Source organism: Pseudomonas sp. WS 5011 (assembly GCF_012985775.1).
GTDB classification, from domain to species: domain Bacteria; phylum Pseudomonadota; class Gammaproteobacteria; order Pseudomonadales; family Pseudomonadaceae; genus Aquipseudomonas; species Aquipseudomonas peli.
This window is the reverse complement of sequence record NZ_JAAQXA010000006.1, coordinates 65583-85303: the sequence shown is the minus strand read 5'-3', so window position 1 is coordinate 85303 and position 19721 is coordinate 65583. Positions and strand designations below refer to the sequence as shown.

The 19721-nt window shown below is 61.2% G+C and carries 18 protein-coding genes and 1 pseudogene; 3 read left to right on the top strand and 16 right to left on the bottom strand.

The window, feature by feature from the left end; all coding sequences use genetic code 11:
• The first annotated feature begins 642 nt into the window (after window positions 1–642).
• Entirely contained in the window at window positions 643–2610 is a 1968-nt protein-coding gene (locus HBN63_RS08665) for a methyl-accepting chemotaxis protein (RefSeq protein WP_170049120.1), read from the top strand.
• A 56-nt stretch (window positions 2611–2666) separates the two neighbouring features.
• Here the strand turns inward: HBN63_RS08665 and HBN63_RS08660 are convergent, their stop codons facing one another.
• The 4 genes and pseudogenes from HBN63_RS08660 to HBN63_RS08645 form a co-directional block, all read right to left on the bottom strand.
• Window positions 2667–3023 (bottom strand): hypothetical protein, encoded by a 357-nt coding sequence (locus HBN63_RS08660; protein ID WP_090255373.1) that lies wholly within the window; start codon window positions 3021–3023, stop codon window positions 2667–2669.
• Window positions 3024–3352: 329 nt separating this feature from the next.
• Window positions 3353–4483: pseudogene (locus HBN63_RS08655) on the bottom strand (FimV/HubP family polar landmark protein); the annotation flags it as partial.
• 322 nt (window positions 4484–4805) lie between these two features.
• Window positions 4806–5387, bottom strand: a complete 582-nt coding sequence (locus tag HBN63_RS08650; protein ID WP_170049119.1) for a DUF1415 domain-containing protein — start codon at window positions 5385–5387, stop codon at window positions 4806–4808.
• Between the two features lie 79 nt (window positions 5388–5466).
• On the bottom strand, window positions 5467–6192 hold the full coding sequence (locus HBN63_RS08645) for an endonuclease (protein ID WP_090255811.1): 726 nt from the start codon (window positions 6190–6192) through the stop codon (window positions 5467–5469).
• Window positions 6193–6508: 316 nt separating this feature from the next.
• Between HBN63_RS08645 and HBN63_RS08640 the strand changes: the two genes are divergently transcribed.
• Complete coding sequence (locus tag HBN63_RS08640; protein ID WP_170049118.1) at window positions 6509–7219, top strand: hypothetical protein; 711 nt, start codon at window positions 6509–6511, stop codon at window positions 7217–7219.
• Window positions 7220–7223: 4 nt separating this feature from the next.
• Here HBN63_RS08640 and HBN63_RS08635 read toward each other — a convergent pair whose 3' ends face one another.
• The 7 genes from HBN63_RS08635 to HBN63_RS08605 all read right to left on the bottom strand — a co-directional run bounded on the left by HBN63_RS08635 (window position 7224) and on the right by HBN63_RS08605 (window position 10737).
• Window positions 7224–7418, bottom strand: a complete 195-nt coding sequence (locus tag HBN63_RS08635) for a hypothetical protein (protein ID WP_170049117.1) — start codon at window positions 7416–7418, stop codon at window positions 7224–7226.
• A 27-nt stretch (window positions 7419–7445) separates the two neighbouring features.
• Window positions 7446–8168 (bottom strand): transporter substrate-binding domain-containing protein, encoded by a 723-nt coding sequence (locus HBN63_RS08630; RefSeq protein ID WP_170049116.1) that lies wholly within the window; start codon window positions 8166–8168, stop codon window positions 7446–7448.
• A gap of 107 nt (window positions 8169–8275) precedes the next feature.
• The gene (locus HBN63_RS08625) at window positions 8276–8617 is read right to left on the bottom strand and encodes a zinc ribbon domain-containing protein YjdM (protein WP_090255361.1); all 342 of its coding nucleotides are present in this window, start codon (window positions 8615–8617) and stop codon (window positions 8276–8278) included.
• Between the two features lie 50 nt (window positions 8618–8667).
• Window positions 8668–9162: an LEA type 2 family protein gene (locus tag HBN63_RS08620; protein ID WP_170049115.1), complete on the bottom strand. Its 495-nt coding sequence runs from the start codon at window positions 9160–9162 to the stop codon at window positions 8668–8670.
• Window positions 9163–9312: 150 nt separating this feature from the next.
• A complete protein-coding gene (locus tag HBN63_RS08615) occupies window positions 9313–10107 on the bottom strand; it encodes an outer membrane protein OmpK (RefSeq protein WP_090255356.1) in 795 nt (264 codons plus the stop codon).
• A gap of 222 nt (window positions 10108–10329) precedes the next feature.
• Window positions 10330–10491: a hypothetical protein gene (locus tag HBN63_RS08610; RefSeq protein WP_167354476.1), complete on the bottom strand. Its 162-nt coding sequence runs from the start codon at window positions 10489–10491 to the stop codon at window positions 10330–10332.
• A 78-nt stretch (window positions 10492–10569) separates the two neighbouring features.
• A complete protein-coding gene (locus HBN63_RS08605; protein ID WP_170049114.1) occupies window positions 10570–10737 on the bottom strand; it encodes a hypothetical protein in 168 nt (55 codons plus the stop codon).
• Between the two features lie 667 nt (window positions 10738–11404).
• On the opposite strand from HBN63_RS08605, the gene putA reads away from it, so the two are divergent.
• The gene (putA, locus tag HBN63_RS08600) at window positions 11405–15346 is read left to right on the top strand and encodes a trifunctional transcriptional regulator/proline dehydrogenase/L-glutamate gamma-semialdehyde dehydrogenase (protein WP_170049113.1); all 3942 of its coding nucleotides are present in this window, start codon (window positions 11405–11407) and stop codon (window positions 15344–15346) included.
• A 354-nt stretch (window positions 15347–15700) separates the two neighbouring features.
• On the opposite strand, the gene HBN63_RS08595 is transcribed toward putA, so the two are convergent.
• From HBN63_RS08595 to HBN63_RS08575, 5 genes are all read right to left on the bottom strand, one after another.
• The gene (locus tag HBN63_RS08595; protein WP_170049112.1) at window positions 15701–16318 is read right to left on the bottom strand and encodes a DUF4157 domain-containing protein; all 618 of its coding nucleotides are present in this window, start codon (window positions 16316–16318) and stop codon (window positions 15701–15703) included.
• 136 nt (window positions 16319–16454) lie between these two features.
• Window positions 16455–17222, bottom strand: a complete 768-nt coding sequence (gene phnE, locus HBN63_RS08590) for a phosphonate ABC transporter, permease protein PhnE (protein ID WP_170049111.1) — start codon at window positions 17220–17222, stop codon at window positions 16455–16457.
• Window positions 17219–18046, bottom strand: coding sequence for an ABC transporter permease (locus tag HBN63_RS08585; RefSeq protein ID WP_160088960.1), 828 nt, complete (start codon window positions 18044–18046; stop codon window positions 17219–17221). The genes phnE and HBN63_RS08585 overlap by 4 nt, the downstream gene beginning before the upstream one ends.
• Window positions 18040–18837 (bottom strand): ATP-binding cassette domain-containing protein, encoded by a 798-nt coding sequence (locus HBN63_RS08580; RefSeq protein ID WP_170049110.1) that lies wholly within the window; start codon window positions 18835–18837, stop codon window positions 18040–18042. Before HBN63_RS08580 ends, HBN63_RS08585 begins: the two co-directional genes overlap by 7 nt.
• A complete protein-coding gene (locus HBN63_RS08575; RefSeq protein ID WP_170049109.1) occupies window positions 18834–19685 on the bottom strand; it encodes a putative selenate ABC transporter substrate-binding protein in 852 nt (283 codons plus the stop codon). The genes HBN63_RS08580 and HBN63_RS08575 overlap by 4 nt, the downstream gene beginning before the upstream one ends.
• Between the last annotated feature and the right edge of the window lie 36 nt (window positions 19686–19721).

Sequence of the window (19721 nt, the reverse complement as noted above, 5' to 3'; positions counted from 1 at the left end):
CGCATTGGCTTTTGGTCTTGGGCCGGTGTGTATCCGCCGCTTGTGTGCTGACCGGTCTATTGGTTCCGCCCTTACGGCGGGTCACTTCTGGCAAACGCCCCAGAAGTAACCAAGAGGTCTTGCCCCTTGCATACGGGTCTCGCTGCGCTCGACTTCCCTCGTTCCATCATTGCTCCAGGGGCACGCCGCGAAGGGCCATCCATGGCCCATCGCGGCTCTCGCGGCATCCATGCCGCTCAACCCCTTCCGCAAAGATTCCACTCGGCCTCCAGATGGGGCGGTTGGCGTCGTCTGTTAAATCGCGGGTGAAAAGAAAAAAGCCCGCAGGGCGGATGTGCTTTCTCTTTGGTTACTTTCTGCGCGTGCAAAGAGATACGGAGCGAAGCGCAGTAACAGCCGCAGGCTGGCCCGAAGGGGAGCGCAGCGAATCAAGTAACTCGCCGTAAGGGCGAAACCCTTAATCCGCGTCACCGCTGCGGCTGCGGAATACCTGCGATCAATCAGCCGCCGATTTACCGCGACAGTCGCTTTCGCGCCGCAGCTGTGTCGTGGTGAGGCCAGCGCTGGCGCTGTCATATGCCTTAACTATCCTCTACAAGCGCCGATAGAGCGTATTACTGGCCAGCTAGAAGGCGATGTCCCATGAATATCAAATCCAAACTGTTGCTGAGCTTTCTGGTGGCAACCCTGATTCCGGTTCTGGTGGTGGCGCTGCTGACGATTCGCAATGTCACGCAGCAGGCTAAAGAGAACTTTCTGGTGTCCAGCAGCCTGGATATGAAGCTGGTGAACAACAGCTTTGCCACTTTCTTTGATTCTGTGGGCCACACCGTTTCCGCCCTGGCGGAATACCCCGCAGTGCAGGATGCCCAGAACGGCGAGCTGACCACCTACTTCGGTGAGGCGCGCAAACCGGGCGAGGTGGCGACCGCCAATGGTGGACGCGAGAAGCAGATCTTCGATTACTTCTCCAGCATCGGTAAGAACAACCCCACCTTCGGCTACGTGTACATGAGCGATACCAAGGGTGGCTATGTGGAGTGGCCGGGCACCGGGGATTACGGTGATTGGGACCCGCGGCAACGCGAGTGGTACCCCATCGGCCGCGACGCCAACTTCACCCTGGCCCGCCGCGACGGTTATTACTGGGAGCCGGATGACGCGGTGTATGTCTCGGTGCTCAAGGGCTTCAAGGACACCGCCGGGCAGTTCGCCGGGGTGGTGGCGGTGGATGTGTCGCTCAAGGCGCTGACGGATATGGCGCAGAGGGTGCGCTTTGGTGAAACCGGTTTTCTGATGCTGGCGGAGGGCAGCGGCACCTTGCTGGTGGATGGCCTCAATCCGGATAACAACTTCAAGAAGGTCAGCGAGCTGCCCGGCGAGCACTTTGCGGTTATCGGTAAAACCGAGAACGGCCTGGTGGAGGTGGAGATCGACGGGGTGGCTTATATGGCCAACGTTTACACCTCGCCTGAGCTGGGCTGGAAGTTTGTTGGCTTCAAGCAGGCGGACGAGATTTACGCGAGCGCCCGCGAGCTGACCTGGATCACCCTGATTGTCTGCGTGGTGCTGGTGCTGGTATTCGGTGCGGCTGGGGTGGTGATCGCCAACCGTATCGTCAACCCGATCAACCTGGTGAAGGATGGGCTACGCACCATCGCTCAGGGTGAAGGTGACCTGACCCGCCGGCTGGACCTGCTCAGCAAGGATGAAACCGGCGAGCTGGCCAAGTGGTTCAATCAGTTTATTGCGTCGATCCAGGGCATGATCCGGGTGATCAAGGAGAACGCCATCAGCATGGATGGGGTTTCCAGCGATACCAACAAGCGCACCACGGCGATGTCCGCCACGCTGCAACGCCAGTTGAGTTCGGTGGAGCAGATCGTCACGGCGGTGACCGAGATGTCCTCGGCGGCCAACGAGGTGGCCAAGACCTGTGTGCAAACCGCCGATGTGTCGGAGCAGGGGCTGGTGGCCACGCGCAATGGCAAAGAGGTGATCGCCCGCAGCACGTCCGGGGTCAACAAGCTCGGCGCCAGCATCCAGAACTCCAACAAGGTGCTTCAGGAGCTGGAGAAGGAAACGGTCAACATCAATAACATCCTATCGACCATTCAGCAGATCGCCGAGCAGACCAACCTGCTGGCCTTGAACGCGGCCATCGAAGCCGCCCGCGCGGGCGAGCAGGGGCGAGGGTTTGCGGTGGTGGCTGATGAAGTACGCAACCTGGCCAAACGCACCCAGGACTCCACCGAGCAGATCAACAATATCCTCAACCTGCTGGTCAACCGCATCAAGGAAGTGACGGTGAGCATGGACCAAAGCCTGGTCGAATCGGGCAAAGCTATCGTGCTGTCCGATGAGGTCATGGCCGCCTTCGAGAGCATTGAAGGCAAGGTGCAGATGATCCGCGACATGACCATGCAGATCGCCACCGCGACCGAGGAACAGCACCTGGTGACCGAGGAAATCAACCAGAACATCGTCGCCATCAACGATGCAGTGACGCAGATCTCCGTGCAGGCCGCCGAGGTGGAAAGCTACGCCCAGGAACAAAGCGGCCTGAGCAGTGAGCTGAAACAGCTGGTGGTACGTTTCCGTACGGAGTAGGCCGGCCGCGCTGCTTTATACCGAGAAAAAGCCCCGCAATTGCGGGGCTTTTTTGTTTACCAGCGATAGCCGTGACCATAGCCGTCGTGCCGACGGTGTTTGTGGCCATGCCAACGTTTATGGCGCGGCCGCTCCTGTATGTAATACACCGGGGCCGGCTGGTAGTAGACCGGCTGGCGCTCGTAGTACACCCGTTGCGGAGGGTAATACGCCGGTGGCGGTGGGTAGTACTCGCGTGGTGGCGGAGCGTAAACCCGCGCGGGACGGCTCTGGCTCACAAGTACGCCGCCAATCACCGCGCCCACCACGGCTCCGGCAATCGCTGCGTCACGGTTGGAGGCCTGCGCTGGGGCCTGGGCAAACAGCGCCAGACTGGCCACCAGGCCGGTGATAAGGGGGATACGCGACAGCATGATCGAAACTCCTGTGCAAACCGGTCTTTCCCGGCTTGTAGTTTCGACACTGGGTGTTGCGCGGCATTGCAGGGCGCAATGTAAAGCCTGTGTAAAACAGTACGGCGCGTAATGCCTGGTGATAAGGCCGCCAGGGGTGGCGGGCTGACGGCGACCCATGAGGGCAATAGCGTTGCTGGTCAGCCTTGATAAGAGGAAGCCTCGCGGCATCAACCTAAGGGTATTACTCGGTAGTACCTGGTGGCGGCTTAGGCTTAAGGAATAGCGGGTGTCTGATTGTCGGTTGTAGCAGCGGCGACGCCTGGAGTTACGGCCGGTGCCTGGTTCTGTGCGGCCAGGTAGGCCTGTAACTTCGCCATCTGGTCGTTCTTTAATTGGATCAGGCGCTGCAGTTTGTCGAGTTGGCTTTGCAGGTCGGCAATACGGCTTTTCAGCTCAGCGTTTTCACGATTGGTCGAATCGAGGCTTTCCTGGGTCATTGCCAGTTGATCAAGCAGGGCCTTGTTGCCTGCGTTGCCTTTGTCACTGCCGGCGCTCGCCTTGTCGCTGCCTTCTGCAACCAGTTTCAAGTTATCGCGGCGTTCAATTGTGGCTGGCGTAGCGGCCGCAGTATTGCGCTTACTGGCATCCAACTGGCGGGCGCTGGCAGCAACATTGCGGCTCTCACGCCAGGCGGCGGTTTGCTGGTTAACCTGAGCAATGGCGGCGCTTTGTGTGCGGCTGTTGATGTGTTGGGCATCGGGTAGGCGCAGCACCTGACCGCTTTTCATGCGGTTGATGTTGTTATCGATAAAGGCCTGCGGATTCAGCTCCTGGATCGCCAGCATGGCCTGATGCACGCTACCGTCAGCCCGCACACGGTTGGCAATGTCCCAGAGGTTGTCGTTGGCGGTGGTCGTGTACTCATTGCCTGCCAGTGGTGTGGCGGCAGCCGTGCTGGCGGATGCTGGTTGATTTGCGCTAACTGCTGGGCGCGCTACCTGCGGCTGTGTGCGTGGCGCAGCAGACGCTGCGGTTACCGGTTGTTGTACGGCAGCAGGGATTACGCTTTGCGCGGTATAGAGCGGTGGGTCCAGCAGCAGGGTGTATTCACGCTGCAACTGGCCATTGGGCCAGAGCACTTGCACCAGGAAGTTCAGGTAAGGCTCACGCATCGGCTTATTCGAGGTCACCCGGATAACGCTTTTGCCATTGGGCTTGAGGACCGGGGTAAATGTCAGGTCCGTCAGGAAGAACTACCGGTCAATCCCTGCCTTGTTGAAGGCTTCCGCAGAGGCCAGGGTCGGCATCACTTCGTTGGCGGCCAGGTCGCGGCTTTCCAGCAGTTCGATCTCCGCCACCAAAGGCTGGTTGAGTGCTGACTGCAGTGTTACTTCACCCAGCCCTAGCGCGTGCGCCATGCCGGATGACAGCGCCGAAGTCGCTGCAATTGCCAGCACCAGTTTACGAACCCGAGCCATAGCGTTATCCCTTGGTTGATCTGTTGATGGACCCGCGAAAGGGTCTTGAATCGAGTGCGGTTTTAGTTGCAGGCGGCCTGCTCAACACGCGGTTCGGCCAGCATGGGCCGCGTCGAAAGTGCTGGGATCTTATGGATTCATGCTGATTAATTGTGTTGATCAGCTAGCAAAACGCTCAAGATTCTTGGCATGAATTGCCGTAAATGCGTCATCGGTCGCGCGCGCAGAAGTTGCCAACGGGTGCTGGTAAGCAAGGGGGCGGGTTGACGCGGTGTCGCTGCGGTGCCGTCAGGTGGTCTGACGGCACACTGGGGGAGGGGGCTTAGCTGTTTTGTGCGTCTTTGCGGCACTGCGCCTGCAGGGCCGCCCAACCGTCGGCGCCAAGGTCTTCGAGGGTCTGGATATTGGCTTCGAAAATTGCCTCAGGCTCAGGGAACGCTGCCACGGCGCGGTCGATGCTGGCTTCACGGAGGATATGCAGCGTCGGGTAGGGCGAGCGGTTGGTGGCGTTGCTGAGGTCGTTGGCGGCCGTGTCGGCAAACTGGAACTGCGGGTGGAAGCTGGCCACTTGCAGGGTACCGCTGTAGCCGAGTTCGTCGAGTGCATCATCGACCACCCCGAGGAAGTCGTTGAAATCGAGGAAGTCAGTCAGGGCGGCGGGGTGGATCAGTAAGGTGGTGTCCGTTTCGCTGGGCTCGCAGTGGGCGAGCGCATGCAACTCGTCGATCAGCATGCTGAGCAGTACTTCCGGCTCGCTGTCGGTACACACCACGTAGCGTACTTGCCCTTTGACCTGCACGGCTTTGGCGAACGGGCAAAGGTTCAGGCCGATCACGGCACGATCAACCCAGGCGCGGGTTTCGGCAATGGCGTGGGCTGCGCTCGGGAGGGTGGTGCTGGACATAGGGCAATACTCGGGCTGGCGTGGGGTGAAGTTTAGCGTCAATAGTGGCGTGCAGGGTTCGCCGGGCGCTTGTCAGCGTTCAGCCGCTGGTGCGCTGTGGGTTGCCAGCGCGGCGCAATGGGCTGCAGCGGCCCGGATCGATGGCGCCGACATAAGGGTTGCCGTGGCCCATCACGCAGCCGACTTGCTGGTTGCGCCAGCGCTCCCACTCGCTGATCGGGTATTGGCGGTTCCAGGCCTCGTAGGTGCGTCGGTCGAGCTTGGACAGTTTCAGCTGGTAGCGTTCGGCCATATACAGATAGATACGCGCTGCTGCACCACGCGTATGGGCTGGCGGCATGGCGGTTTTCGCCTTGAAGTTGACCACCATCGGGCAGGCGCCGTACTGCGTGGGTTTGTCGCTGAGCATGCCGAGGGCGTAGTTGGAGCGGTCACCATTCACCTCACCGATGCTTGGCACCAGGTTGTGCAGGTCGGCTTCGGCTGCTTTGAAGCGGGCGTCGTTGCGCGCGCAGTTCTTGCGTCCGCCGTCCTGCCAGCACTGGCGCTGATGGCCGATTACCCAAGCGGGCACCACATGCTCCCATTCCAGTCTCTGGGCACGGCGCAGCTGTTTGCGGGGGCTGTAGCCACAGCTGCCGAGGTCGACGCGGTTACCGCTGTACGTGCAATGGCAATAAAAGGTGCTGGGCCGTTCGGCATATAACCGCCAGGCGATTTTCTTCGCGGCACTGAAGGTTTTCGGGGCATCGGCAAAAGCGGGTAGGGCAACTAGCAGGCAAAACAGGACAAGCAGACGCAGCATGGGGCACTCGGCAGCCAAAAAGCTGCGGATCATACCGATTAAAGCGCTCTGCGACGGGCCTTTTGCCGCGCTGCTGATAAGCGGTTAGCAATCTTTTGCGCCTGAGGCGGTCTGTTGGCAGTCCACCTGAGCTTATGCAGCTAGGTGATTGATTGTGCTGAAAGTCATGTATTCAGGAGGAAAACTGGCCAATCTGGATTTTGTTGCTAGCGTTACCCCATCACACCGCAGCGGACGACCTCCTCTGATGAGTACTGTGCAGCGTTGGCAATGGCTAAGAAATGGGCCCGTCTGGTCGGGCGGCAACGCTGTGGCAATGCGCCTGTCGCTGCTGGTTGTGCTGTTACTGGCGGTCACTGGTTGCGCAACCCGGCAAGATCACCAGACCATTGTCAGCAACCGCAGTCCGATCAAACCCACCGAATTCTTCCAGAGCCATGCTGACCGTATGGCTACCCTGGGCATGCGCAACAACCTCAACAGCCTCTATCGTTTGATGGACAAGCTGTATCTGCGCAACCCGCGCGAGTGGCGTAAAACCGGTTTACCTGATGTGGAGTCCGCCAAGCGCGCGGTGCACCGCGCCATTGAGCTTGATCAGCCGCTTCCCCAGCTAGGCGGGCGCACTGATGTTGCGGCGCTGAGTTATGCCCTGAGCGCGGAGTACCAGGGCGATCGGGTGGGGGCGTTTATCTATTCGCTGGCAAGCATGCTGATTACCGCCCACGGCGGACGCACGGAGTACTACCTGAGCGATACGCTGGACCCGCAGTTTGTCCACAACGCTGCGCGCAATGTCGAGAAGGCCAGCTGGATGCTCGCTCAGCGCACCGATGCCGGCGGCAAGCCTTGGCTGCTGTCCAACGAGATTTCTGCCGAGGGGCATAACCTCAGCTATGCCGTGGAGTTCGGCAAGATCGTCGCGCGTCTGGATCTGCTCACCGATGTGCTGGATGAGCGTTATCGGCGCATGGGCGTGAGTTATGCCCAGGGCCTGCTGTTTATGAACTTCCTGCCCGTGCAATAAACCCTCAGTAGCCTTCTTCCAAGCGTTTATTGCTTTGCGCGTTGGCGGCTTCGATCTGCTGTTTCAGCTGTTCGGTCTGTTGTTGCAGTTGGGTGGCCTGCTCGGCATGCAGGCTGGCAGTTGCGGCGGTTTCACCGATACCGCAGGCGCTCAGAACCAGGGTGGCTGAGAGCAGTAAAAACACACGGGTGGCGCGCATGGCGGCTCCTGGCAAGTGGCGCGCGGCTTAATGCCAGCGCGAGTAAATGGTTTCCAGGGCACCAGCCTGTCTTAAACGCTCCAGCGCTGCCGAGAACTGTTTGGCACGTGCGCTATCGCCTTTGGCGAAGGCCACATAACGCGGCATTTCCACCAGGGGTTTGGGCAGAATGCGTACGCTCTGTTCTGCGCGCTGCTCGCGAACGAAATACATCAGTTGCACACGATCACCGACGATCACATCAATGCGCCCGGCGAGCAGCATTGACACCAGCTGCCGTGGGTTCTGCGCACTGGTATCGCGTGACAGTTCGGCTTTGTCGAAATCCGATTGGTAGGCATACCCCCGTACCTGGCCAATGGTGAAGAGTGACAGATCGTCCAGTTTGTCCCAGTCGTTAAGGGTGGTTTTACGCGAGGTCATAAACACCGTTGAACCGGTACGGATCGGCCCGGCCAGCTCGTATTGCTGCATCCGTTCGGGGGTCCCAGCGAACTGAAAGGCCATGGCCACTTCACTGCGATCGATCATGCGCTTGACCCGCTCCCAGGGGTACAGGCGCAAGCTGTAGGGGATTTTGGCCTCTTGCATCACCGCCTCCACCAACTCCACATCCAGTCCGCGCGGCTGGTCATCCTCAATGGTGACAAAGCTATAGGGTGCAAACTGCTCATCGCCCACCACCTTCCAGGGTTCGGCTTGCACAGCCCAGGGCAGTAATAGCGTCAAGCACAGCGCAACAATACGCATGAGGTCCTCCAGGCGGGCGCCTCGAACGAGCGAATAGCTCTGCATTGATGCTAGCTAATGAAAAAAGCCCCGGCAGCTGACCGGGGCTTTTTTTGCTGCAAGTTGACTCAGACTTTGCGCACGAACTCGGATTTCAGCTTCATCGCGCCGATGCCGTCGATCTTGCAGTCGATGTCGTGGTCACCGTCGCACAGGCGGATACCTTTGACCTTGGTACCGACCTTGACCACCAGGGATGAGCCTTTGACTTTCAGGTCTTTGATCACGGTGATCGTGTCGCCGTCCTGCAGCACATTACCCACTGAGTCCTTGATCACCTTGGCGTCATCTGCCGCGTCGCTCGCGCCAGTGGCCGACCATTCGTGGGCGCACTCCGGGCATACCAGCTGGGCGCCGTCTTCGTAGGTGTATTCGGAGTTGCATTTAGGGCAGGGCGGCAACGTGCTCACGGCGGGTCCTTGATAGGTCGATAGGAAAAGGCCGCATATTGTATAGGGTTTTATGGTGTCGCGCCGGGTGCTGGCGGTTGTGGCCAGTTAAGCGTGCCACGGTCATTAAAACGCCAGGTGCCAAACAGGCCGTTGGCCAACTTGCCACGCAATTCATAGGGCAGCCCCTGGCCGTCCTGATAGCCGGCCATGCCCCAGGCCTGGCGCAGTGCGGCGTAGGCGGAAAGGCTGACCGGAATACGCAGGATGCTTTCACCGTAACGGGGTACTTGCCCGCGTTGGTCACTGACGCCACTGAGCAGCGGTTGCTGGTTGACCTGCAGCTCAAGGTCCACGCCGTCGAAATCGATGGCCTGGCCATTGGGGTTCTGTACCCGCAGTTTGATTGCGAAGCGTGCTTCCAGGCCTTCACCGGGCAGCGGCTCGATACCGACCAGTTCGATGCGCAAAGGGTCGCGCGTGGCCAGGGTGCTGCACGCAGCCAGGGTGAGCAGCAGGCTGACAAACAGGGCGCGGACGAATGTGCGGTGAAGGGCGTTGGGCATGCTAGGTTTCCACTGCTGAGTAATCACAGAGTAGAAGACCCCGAGAGCGCGGCGATTACGCCGCAGCAGGGCAAATTAGCGCGAGAAGGGTTGTTGCAGGAGATGCCCGCCAGCCTTAATCACAGGTACTGGCGGGTTTGCTACTGAGTATCAGAAGTGCGCTTTTACCAACAGGCTGGCGGTGTTCTGATCGGTCGCGCCGACAAAGTTGTCGCTGACAAAACCGCTGTCTTCGATACCGTACTTGTCTTTCCAGTAGTCGTATTCGATACCGACATACAGCTGCTTCTCGCCCCAGTTCATGGCCTTACCCAGGTCGTACTTGATCTGTGGGTTGAAGTGCAGGTTGGCGTGGTAGCTCTTGTCGTTGTCGACCACCCAATCCATAAAGCCGTCGATCACGATGTCGGATTTACCCACCGGGATGGTGTAGCTCCACACCGGAGTGATCTGCCAGACGTTATCGCCGTCGCGCTTGCCATCGGTCGTGCGGTTGTAGAAGTTCAGCGAGAAGTAGTCAAAGCCGGGGATCGCCAGATCAAAGCCGGGGCCGATCAGGTAGGACTCGACATCGTCTTCACCGAATTCATAGGTAGTGGCCAGCAGTACATCCTTGATCGGGCCGAATTCCAGCTTGCTGTTGAACAGCTTGCCGAACGACAGGCGCGGTGAGAACTCGCCGTAGAAGGTGTGGCCGTCGCCTGCGCCATTGGTGGCGTCGGTGTTGTACTTGATGGTGTCGACGAAGAAGAACAGGTCGCCGATAGCCCAGCCACTGGCGTGTTCAAAGGTCACGGTCTGCTGGATTTCCGGGTCAATCTTGTAATCCTGGCCATACAGGTAGGTCAGGCTGTTGTTCTGCCAATGCAGCAGGTCACCCGCGACTGCCTGGCCGCCCGCCAGAAGCCCGCCTGCCAGGACCAGAGAGGAAAGTGTACGGTTCATCAAGTGGTGCTCCCCAAAGTGCTGAATTATCGTTTTAAACCTGTCTGATTGGTCAGGCTGTCGGAGCTTGAGCAAGAACAAGGCCAAGTCCTGAAATCGTTCACGGCGCCGCCAGATGGCGCGCGTCGGGCGCGCACTCTAGTGGTTTTTGGGGGGATGTAAATACGTTGCGTGCACTGATAACTGACCTGTCGGACAGTTTTAGCCTTAACTTGGTGCGCGCTAACTCTGTCGCGGCGTGGTGCTGGCGCGTCGTTTGATGGGCTTGCGTACAGGCTTATCGCTGCTCGGCACATGCAGATAGGACATCACGCTTTCGGTCAGCTCCGCGGCCAGTTGCACGGCTTCCTTGTTGCGCGCCATGACGCCGGCGTTTTGGTGCATCAATCTCGCCGGAGATGATGACCTGTTCTGCGGCATGCTGGGCCGTTGAGTGCTTGTTTCGACTGCTCCGGGGGGGCGTTAGACCTCGGTCCCTACCGTTTCCAGGCTCTGTAAAACCACCTGTTCCAGTGCGTTGCTGGGCTCTGGCTGGGTGCCGGCCAGTTGGCCGAGCAGTTGCCATTGCTGATCCAGCTCGCTGTTGATCGCCAGCATGCGCTCGATCATCTTGTGTGCCGTGGCGTTCACGGCGTTGTCCTAGGTATTGAGCAGTTCAAATGACATCGCGGTGATGGCGGCTGTCAGGTGGGTGAGGGTGCGTGTGGACAGGCTGAGTAGCTCAGTCAATTGCGCTTCCTTGGCAGTCATGGTCATCTCCTTATGAATCCCCTTCTGAGCTTAACGCGACATTGTGTTGCCCGGCTATCCGCTCCATCGCGTTGATTCACTCGTCCTGCTTCGGTGCTGTTGGCTTCACTCGCAGGTGTGCGGTTGCGCTGAGTGCAGGTGCACTCCGTCGGCCATTGCACGGATTTTGACCCGTTGTGCTTTGCTCTAGTGAGCAGGGATAAATGTCGCAGTGCAACCTTGTTGGTGTTTGGGTTGTACCTGTCGTCGGAAGCTCGATGCTTTTTTAAAACGAGCGTTTTCCTCAAGGTGTTGGCAATTTTTGCAAAAGCCTTACGGACGCTGGGTTTTAGCCTGAAATGAGTGAGCCTGTGTCCCGTGTTGTGCGGCAAAGAGTTGCGATTTTGTTTGGTTGCACCTAGTTGCACCCTGAGCCTTGTGAGGTTTAATCTTTCGCCAGATTTTTTGCGCCTCACCTTCTATGGCCGCCACCCTGGTTGGTTGCGGAGGTAGCGCAAATTGCTTTCGGCGATTTTTTGCCGTGCTTCAGCCCATACAGGACAAACCAATGGCCACTACCACCCTTGGCGTAAAGCTCGATGATGCAACCCGTGATCGCCTCAAGCAGGCTGCGCAGTCGATTGACCGCACGCCGCATTGGCTGATCAAGCAGGCGATCTTCAATTACCTGGAGCAGATCGAGGGTGGTCTGACCCCGGCCGAGCATTCTGGCCTTGCCGCTGTGGCGGGCGAAGAAGTGGTGGAAAACCTGACTGAGCAAGGTTTGCAGGTGTTCCTCGATTTCGCCGAAAGCATCCTGCCGCAGTCAGTGCTGCGTGCCGCCATTACCGGCGCTTATCGCCGGCCGGAAACCGAAGCGGTACCAATGCTGCTGGAGCAGGCGCGTCTGCCCAAGGACATGGCCGAGGCGAGCAACAAGCTGGCCATGGGCATTGCCGAGAAGCTACGCAACCAGAAGAACGCCGGTGGCCGTCAGGGCCTGGTGCAGGGCTTGCTGCAGGAATTCTCGCTGTCCTCGCAGGAAGGTGTGGCGCTGATGTGCCTGGCTGAAGCGCTGCTGCGTATTCCGGACAAGGCCACCCGTGATGCGCTGATCCGCGACAAGATCAGCAACGGCAATTGGAGCCAGCACCTGGGCAACAGCCCATCGATGTTCGTCAACGCCGCCAGCTGGGGCCTGTTGATCACCGGCAAACTGGTGGCCACGCACAACGAAGCCGGCCTGGTAACTTCGCTAAACCGCATTATCGGCAAAGGCGGCGAGCCACTGATCCGCAAGGGCGTGGACATGTCCATGCGCCTGATGGGCGAGCAGTTTGTTACCGGCGAAACTATCGCCGAAGCCCTGGCCAACGCCACCAACATGGAAAGCAAAGGCTTCCGTTATTCCTACGACATGCTCGGTGAAGCCGCGCTGACCGATGAAGACGCCAAACGCTATCTGGCGTCCTACGAGCAGGCCATCCATGCCATCGGCAAGGCCTCTCACGGCCGTGGCATCTACGAAGGCCCGGGCATCTCGATCAAGCTCTCCGCCCTGCACCCACGTTACAGCCGCGCCCAGTACGACCGGGTGATGGACGAGCTGTACCCGATCCTGCTGGGCTTGACCAAGCTGGCCAAGCAGTACGACATCGGCCTGAACATCGATGCCGAAGAAGCCGACCGCCTGGAAATCTCCCTCGATCTGCTCGAGCGCCTGTGCTTCGACCCGGCGCTGACCGGCTGGAACGGTATCGGTTTCGTCATCCAGGCCTACCAGAAGCGCTGCCCGTATGTGATCGACTACGTCATCGACCTGGCCAAGCGCAGCCGTCACCGCCTGATGATCCGCCTGGTGAAAGGCGCGTACTGGGACAGCGAGATCAAGCGCGCCCAGGTCGAAGGCCTGGAAGGGTACCCGGTGTACACCCGCAAGCCTTACACCGATATTTCCTACATCGCCTGTGCGCGCAAGCTGCTGGCTGTGCCGGAAGCCATCTACCCGCAGTTCGCCACCCACAACGCCCACTCGCTGTCGGCCATTTATCAACTGGCCGGGCAGAACTACTACCCTGGCCAGTACGAGTTCCAATGCCTGCATGGCATGGGTGAGCCGCTGTACGAGCAGGTGGTGGGCAAGGTCGCCGATGGCAAGCTGAACCGTCCGTGCCGCATCTACGCACCGGTGGGCAGCCATGAAACCCTGCTGGCTTACCTGGTGCGTCGTCTGCTGGAAAACGGCGCGAACACCTCGTTCGTCAACCGCATCGCCGACACCAGCATCTCGATCAAGGAACTGGTGCTCGACCCGGTGCTGCAGGTCGAGCAGATGGCCACGCAGGAAGGCGGCCTCGGCCTGCCGCACCCACGCATTTCCCTACCGCGTGCGCTGTATGGCGATGCCCGCTTGAACTCCGAAGGCATCGACTTGGCCAACGAGCACCGCCTCGGTTCGCTGTCCTCGGCGCTGCTGAGCAGCACCAACACCGTCTATAAAGCCATGCCGCTGCTCGGTTGCGAAACGCCTGAGCTGAGCGAAGCGCAGCCGGTACGCAACCCGGCGGACCACCGCGACATCGTCGGCCATGTGCATGAAGCCAGCGAGCAGGATGTTCGCAACGCCGTGCTCTGCGCCGTGTCCAGCGGGCAGATCTGGCAATCGACCCTGCCGGCCGAGCGCGCCGCCGTGCTCGATCGCGCCGCCGACCAGATGGAAGCGGAAATGCAGCAGCTGATGGGCCTGCTGGTGCGTGAATCCGGTAAGACCTTCGCCAACGCCATCGCCGAAGTACGCGAGGCGGTGGACTTCCTGCGCTATTACGCGGCGCAGGCACGCAATCACTTCAGCAATGACAGCCACCGCCCGCTGGGCCCGGTGGTGTGCATCAGCCCGTGGAACTTCCCGCTGGCGATTTTCAGCGGTCAGGTCGCCGCCGCTCTGGCTGCCGGTAACACCGTGCTGGCCAAGCCGGCCGAACAAACGCCGCTGATCGCTGCGCAGGCTGTGCGCATTCTGCTCGACGCCGGTGTACCGAGCGGCGCCGTGCAACTGCTGCCGGGCCGTGGCGAAACCGTCGGCGCTGGCCTGATCGGCAACGAGCGAGTGCGTGGCGTGATGTTTACCGGGTCCACCGAAGTGGCCGGGATCATTCAGCGCAACCTCGCCGGTCGCCTGGATGCCCAGGGCCGCACCATTCCGCTGATCGCCGAAACCGGCGGCCTCAACAGCATGATCGTCGACTCCTCGGCGCTCACTGAACAGGTGGTGGTCGATGTCGTGGCCTCGGCCTTCGACAGCGCGGGTCAGCGCTGCTCGGCACTGCGCGTGTTGTGTGTGCAGGAAGACGTGGCGGATCGAGTGATCAACATGCTCAAGGGCGCCATGGCTGAATACAGCCTGGGCAACCCGGAGCGCCTGAGCACCGATATCGGCCCGGTGATCGACGCGGAAGCCAAGGATAATATCGACCAGCACATCGAGAAGATGCGCGAGAAGGGCCGCAAGGTATTCCAGACCGCCCGCGCTGTGGGTGACGACATCAAGCGCGGCACCTATGTGCTGCCAACCCTGATCGAGCTGGACAGCTTCGACGAGATGCAGCGCGAGATCTTCGGCCCGGTACTGCACGTAGTGCGCTACCAGCGTGCTGACCTGGGCAAGTTGCTGCAGCAGATCAACGACAGCGGTTACGGTCTGACCCTCGGTGTGCACACGCGCATCGACGAAACCATCGCTCAGGTGGTCAACACCGCCAAGGTCGGCAACCTGTATGTGAACCGCAACATGGTTGGCGCTGTAGTCGGCGTGCAGCCGTTCGGCGGAGAAGGCCTGTCTGGCACCGGCCCGAAAGCGGGTGGCCCGCTGTATATGTATCGCCTGCTGGCAACCCGTCCGCAGGACGCGGTGGCCAAGCAGCTGCAACAGGAAAGTGGCGAAATCCAGCGCCCGGCAGAGCAGGCCAAGGTGATTCAGGCGCTGCAGGATTGGGCGACCAAGCATGAGCCGAGCCTGAGCGCACTAAGCGCGCAGTATGTCGAGTTGGCGCAGAGCGGCACCGTGCAGATGCTCAACGGCCCAACCGGTGAGCGCAACAGCTACAGCCTGCTGCCACGTGAGCATGTGCTGTGCCTGGCGGATGAGCGCAGTGATCTGCTGGCGCAGCTGGCAGCGGCTTTGGCTGTGGGTTGCCAGGTGCTGTGGCAGGAAGGCGAGCTGACCCGCGAGCTGTTTGCCGCACTGCCCAAGGCCGTGCAGCAACGCATCAGCGTGCTCAGCCAGTGGAGCGAAAGTGACACTACGTTCGACGCCATCCTGCATCACGGTGACTCCGATCAGCTGCGCGAAGTCTGCCAACTGGCGGCCCAGCGTCCTGGCGCGATTATCGGTGTGCATGGCCTGCACAAAGGCGAGACGGATATCCCGCTGGAGCGTCTGCTGATTGAGCACGCGTTGAGCATTAACACCGCAGCAGCGGGCGGCAACGCCAGTTTGATGACCATCGGTTAAACGGTTCTACGAGCATCCCACCCTGACCGGTTCGCCGGCCGGGGTGGTTGGCAACACCGGCTTACCGCCACCTCCAGGCACCTTGCCCAGGTGTCTGATGCTGCAATGCAGCGCCCGTCGTACATCCGGCAACGGAGGGTTACCCACCCGGTGCGATGCGTTTCTTCCCCTCTGGCATTTCGATGCGCTGCGCTCGCCTACCCGGCGGCGCAGGAACGGAGCTACACGCTCCGTTCCACATCGGCCACCTGCGTGTTTCCCTTAGGCAGCCATTGGCTGATTGCTTGGCCATGGCCCGTGTGCGGCTTTATTGTGCGCGTGGCTGTCCGATGCTGAATCGTTCTTAGAGCACTGCTAGCGCTGTTTGGTGTTGCTAATCAGCTGATTGCGCAGGGCGCGTTCGACCTCAATCTGCAGCTTGTAAGCAGGCGCTTCGATGGCGTTGTGGTCGCGGGTGTAGCGCCGGGCGAATTCGCGAACGCCCCATTGCTGGTATTGCTGCACATGCAGCAGTTCATGGGCCCAGAGCGCGACATTGTCCTGCGCGTCCGCGGCATTGCGGAAGACGATGATGTCGATCAGCGTCACCGCCTGCACATCAGGGTTCTGCAGCAGGGTATTGGCGGCGCTAAGGGTTTCGCTGTCACCCACCTTGTAGCGCGCCGCATCAAGTACACCGATGCCGTAGTAGGGCTCCAACTGGGCGCGGATATGCAGAGGAATCGGATGGGTGCCGCTGGCAGCCACCGTCTCGCGTGATTGCAGCAGCCATTGCTCCAAGCCCGAGGCGGCCATCTGGCTGACGTCCTCGTACAGCACCCCGATATCCGCCTGGCTGAACGGCGCACAGAAGCACACCACTGTGCAGACCTGCTGCTGCCCACTCGGGCAGGCCAGCACTGAGGCGGCCAGGCCGAGCCCGCCGAGCAGGGCCGTCAGGCGAAAGGTGCGACGTGAGAAAACAGAAGGCAAGGACAGCTCCCGAAACAATGATGACCGGCCCGTGCCGCCTGAGCGGTGCCGCGCCGGGTTGGACAGCGGTGACCAGCTTTGGTGCCGAGTAGGGCGGGTGAAACCCGCGTGGCGCGCACCGCCGGTTTCACCCGCCCTACGCCCGTACCCAGCGCTGCCGCGTCCAGCCGCTCAGCGCGTCGACGCCGAATACCAGCACCAGCATGGCCAGGATCACTGTACTGGCCTGCGCCTCCTGAAACAGGCTGAGGCTGACATAGAGCATCTGTCCTAGGCCGCCGGCACCGACGAAACCCAGCACGCTGGCCATGCGGATATTGTTTTCCCAGCGGTACAGGCTGTAGGCCAATAGCTGTGGCCACAGGTTGGGCAGGGTGCCGTAGCAGAACGCCGCGACCTGGCTGCCGCCCTGCAAACGAATTGCCTCGGCCGGTGCGGTCGGGGTGTTTTCCAGCGCTTCGGCAAACAGTCGGCCGAGCACGCCAGCGGTGTGCAGGGCCAGGGCCAGGGTGCCGGCATTCGGGCCAAGGCCTGCGGCCAGCACCATCAGCGCGGCCCAGACCAGTTCGGGAATTGCGCGCAGGGCATTCAGTAGCAAACGCGCGGCGCTTTGCAGCGGCCAGCCAAAGCGCCCGGCGGCTGGTAAGGCCAGCAGCAGGCCGAATACCGCCGCCATCAAGGTGCCGAGGGCCGACATGGCCAGGGTTTCCAGGGCGCCACGACTGATGGCCGACAGGTGTTCAGCGCTGAGGTCGGGGCTGAGAAAACGCTGCACATAGCCGGCCATCTGGCCCAGGCTGTCGCCGCTGATCAGTGCGCCCAGGTCGATGCCCAGATAAATGAATGAAGCGATTACCGCTGCGCCGATGCTGAGCAGCAGTAACAGGTTGATCAGCCGGCTCATGTCAGCCTCCTGCGCAGCACACGGCTGAGCTGGTCGGCCAGCAACACCAGCAGGAGGAAGGTCAGCAGCATGCTGGCCACTTCACCGCCGGCGAACATGCGCATCGACAGATCGATCTGCTGGCCCAGGCCGCCGGCGCCGACGAAGCCCATCACCACCGAAGCGCGAATCGCACATTCCCAGCGGTACACCGTGTAGGAGGTCAGCTCTGCCGCGGCATTCGGCAGGGTGCCGTAGACAAAGGCCGCTAGTCGGCCGCTGCCGGCCTGCAGCAGGGCGTGGGCCGGGCGCTGGTCGACCGACTCGAAGATTTCCGCATAGACCTTGCCGAGCATGCCGCTGTAAGTGATGGCGATGGCCAGCACCCCGGCGGTGGGGCCGAGGCCGACCGCGCGGACGAACAGCAGGGCCCAGACAATTTCCGGCACGCTGCGCAGGAAGATCAGCAGGCCGCGTACCGGCCAGCGCAGCAACTGCGCCAACGGCTTCGGCCGACCACCACGGGAGGCCGCCGACAGCGATAGTGCGCGGCTGGCCAGCAGACTGGCTGGAATCGCCAATAGTAGCGCCAGGGCCATGCCTGCGGTGGCGATGGCCAGGGTTTGCAGGGTGGCGTCGAGCAGTAACTGCAAAAAGTCCGCGTCATGGGTCGGCGGCCAGAAGGCGGCGACAAAGCGGCTCATCTCGTTCTGGCTGTCGGCTTGCAACAGCACGCCCAGGTCCAGCTCGCTGAGCTGTATACCCGGCCACAGCAGCGCCAGCGCCAGCAGGGTGAGCAGCAGGCGGGGCAGGGCGGCAGGGTCGCGGGTGTCGCGGTTTAGCATCGCGGGATCTGCAGGCTCAAGGTCACGCTGGGCGCGGGCGGTGAGAGCAATTGCTCATTGGCATACAGCGCGTCGAGCTGCGCCTGGTCGACTTCGCCGGCAGGGCGGTCGAAGAGAATCTGCCCGTCACGCAGGCCGATAATCCGCGGGAAGTGCGCCAGGGCCAGTTCCACCGCATGCAGGCTGGCGACCAGGGTGACGCCATGCTGTTCGGCATGTCGGCACAACACGTTCAGCGTGTGTTCGGCCAGCACCGGGTCCATGGCTGACACCGGCTCATCGGCCAGCAGCAGTTCCGGCGCCTGGTACAGCACGCGGGCGATGCCGACGCGCTGCAGCTGACCACCGGAAAGCTGCTGACACTGGGCGAACAGCTTGTCAGCCAGGTCCAGCTTGGCCAGCTCACGGCGAGCGCCAGGGATATCCAGCGGGTGCAACAGATTCAGCAGGCTTTTGCCCAGCCCCCACTGGCCAAGCTTGCCAGCCAGTACGGCGGTAACCACCCGCTGGCGCGCCGGCAGTGGCGGCGCCTGATGCACCAAACCAATACGTGCACGCAGGCGTTGGCGCTGGCTGCTGGACAGTTGCCAGGGCTGCTCACCGAGCAGCTGAATCTCGCCGCTGCTTGGTTGCAGGGCGCTGGCCAGCAGGTTGAGTAGGCTCGACTTGCCGGCCCCTGAGGGACCGATGATGGCGACCTGCTCGCCGGCGGCGATATGCAAGTCCACGCCGCGCAGGGCGTGGACTCCGTTGCCGTGGCTGAGGCTGGCGCCAGAGAGGCGCAGGGTCATTTCAGCAGGTCAGCGGCGCGCGCAGCGTCCTCGATGCCCTTGTAGTTCTCAGGCGAGGTTTCGATAAAGCGGCTGGCGGCCTGCAGGTCGAGGATCGCCTTGTGCTCCGGGTTAGCCGGGTCGAGGGCGAGGAAGGCAGCTTTGATCTTCTCGGCCAAAGCCGGGTCGAGGGTGCCACGCACGGTCCAGTTGTAGTCGTAGTAAGTCGGGGTGGTGGCGAACACCTTGACCTTGTTGCTATCGACCTTGCCACTGGCAACCAGCTTGTCCCACACGCTGGCGTTGAGCACGCCACCATCGACCTTGCCGGCCTGCACCCAAGCGGCGGTGGCGTCATGTGCACCGGAGTAGCCAACGCGGCTGAAGTGGCTTTCCGGCTTGATGCCGTCCTGCAGCATGAAGTAGCGCGGCATCAGGCTGCCGGAGGTGGACGACACCGAACCGAAGGCAAAGGTCTTGCCCTTGAGGTCGGCTAGCGAGGTCACGTCCGGGTTGGCGGTGATGAACTTGCTGGTGAACTGCGCATCCTGCTCGCGCTGTACCAGCGGAATGGCGTTGCCGGTCTTCAGGCGCACCTGCACAAAGGTGAAACCGCCGAGCCAGGCCAGGTCGAGGCGGTCGGTAGCCAGGGCCTCGACCACGGCTGGGTAGTCGGCGACTGGGGTGAACTCGACTTTCATGCCCAGTTGCTGCTCCAGGTAGGCGCCCAGCGGTTTGAATTTGCGCAGCAGTTCGGTCGGCGCTTCGTCCGGAATCGCGCTGACGCGCAGGGTTTCGGCAGCCTGAGTGAGGTTGGCGGACAGGCACAGGGCAAAACCGGCGGCGAGCGCCAGGGTACGTTTGAGCATGAAGATTCTCCGGTTCAATAGCGGAAAAGGATCTAA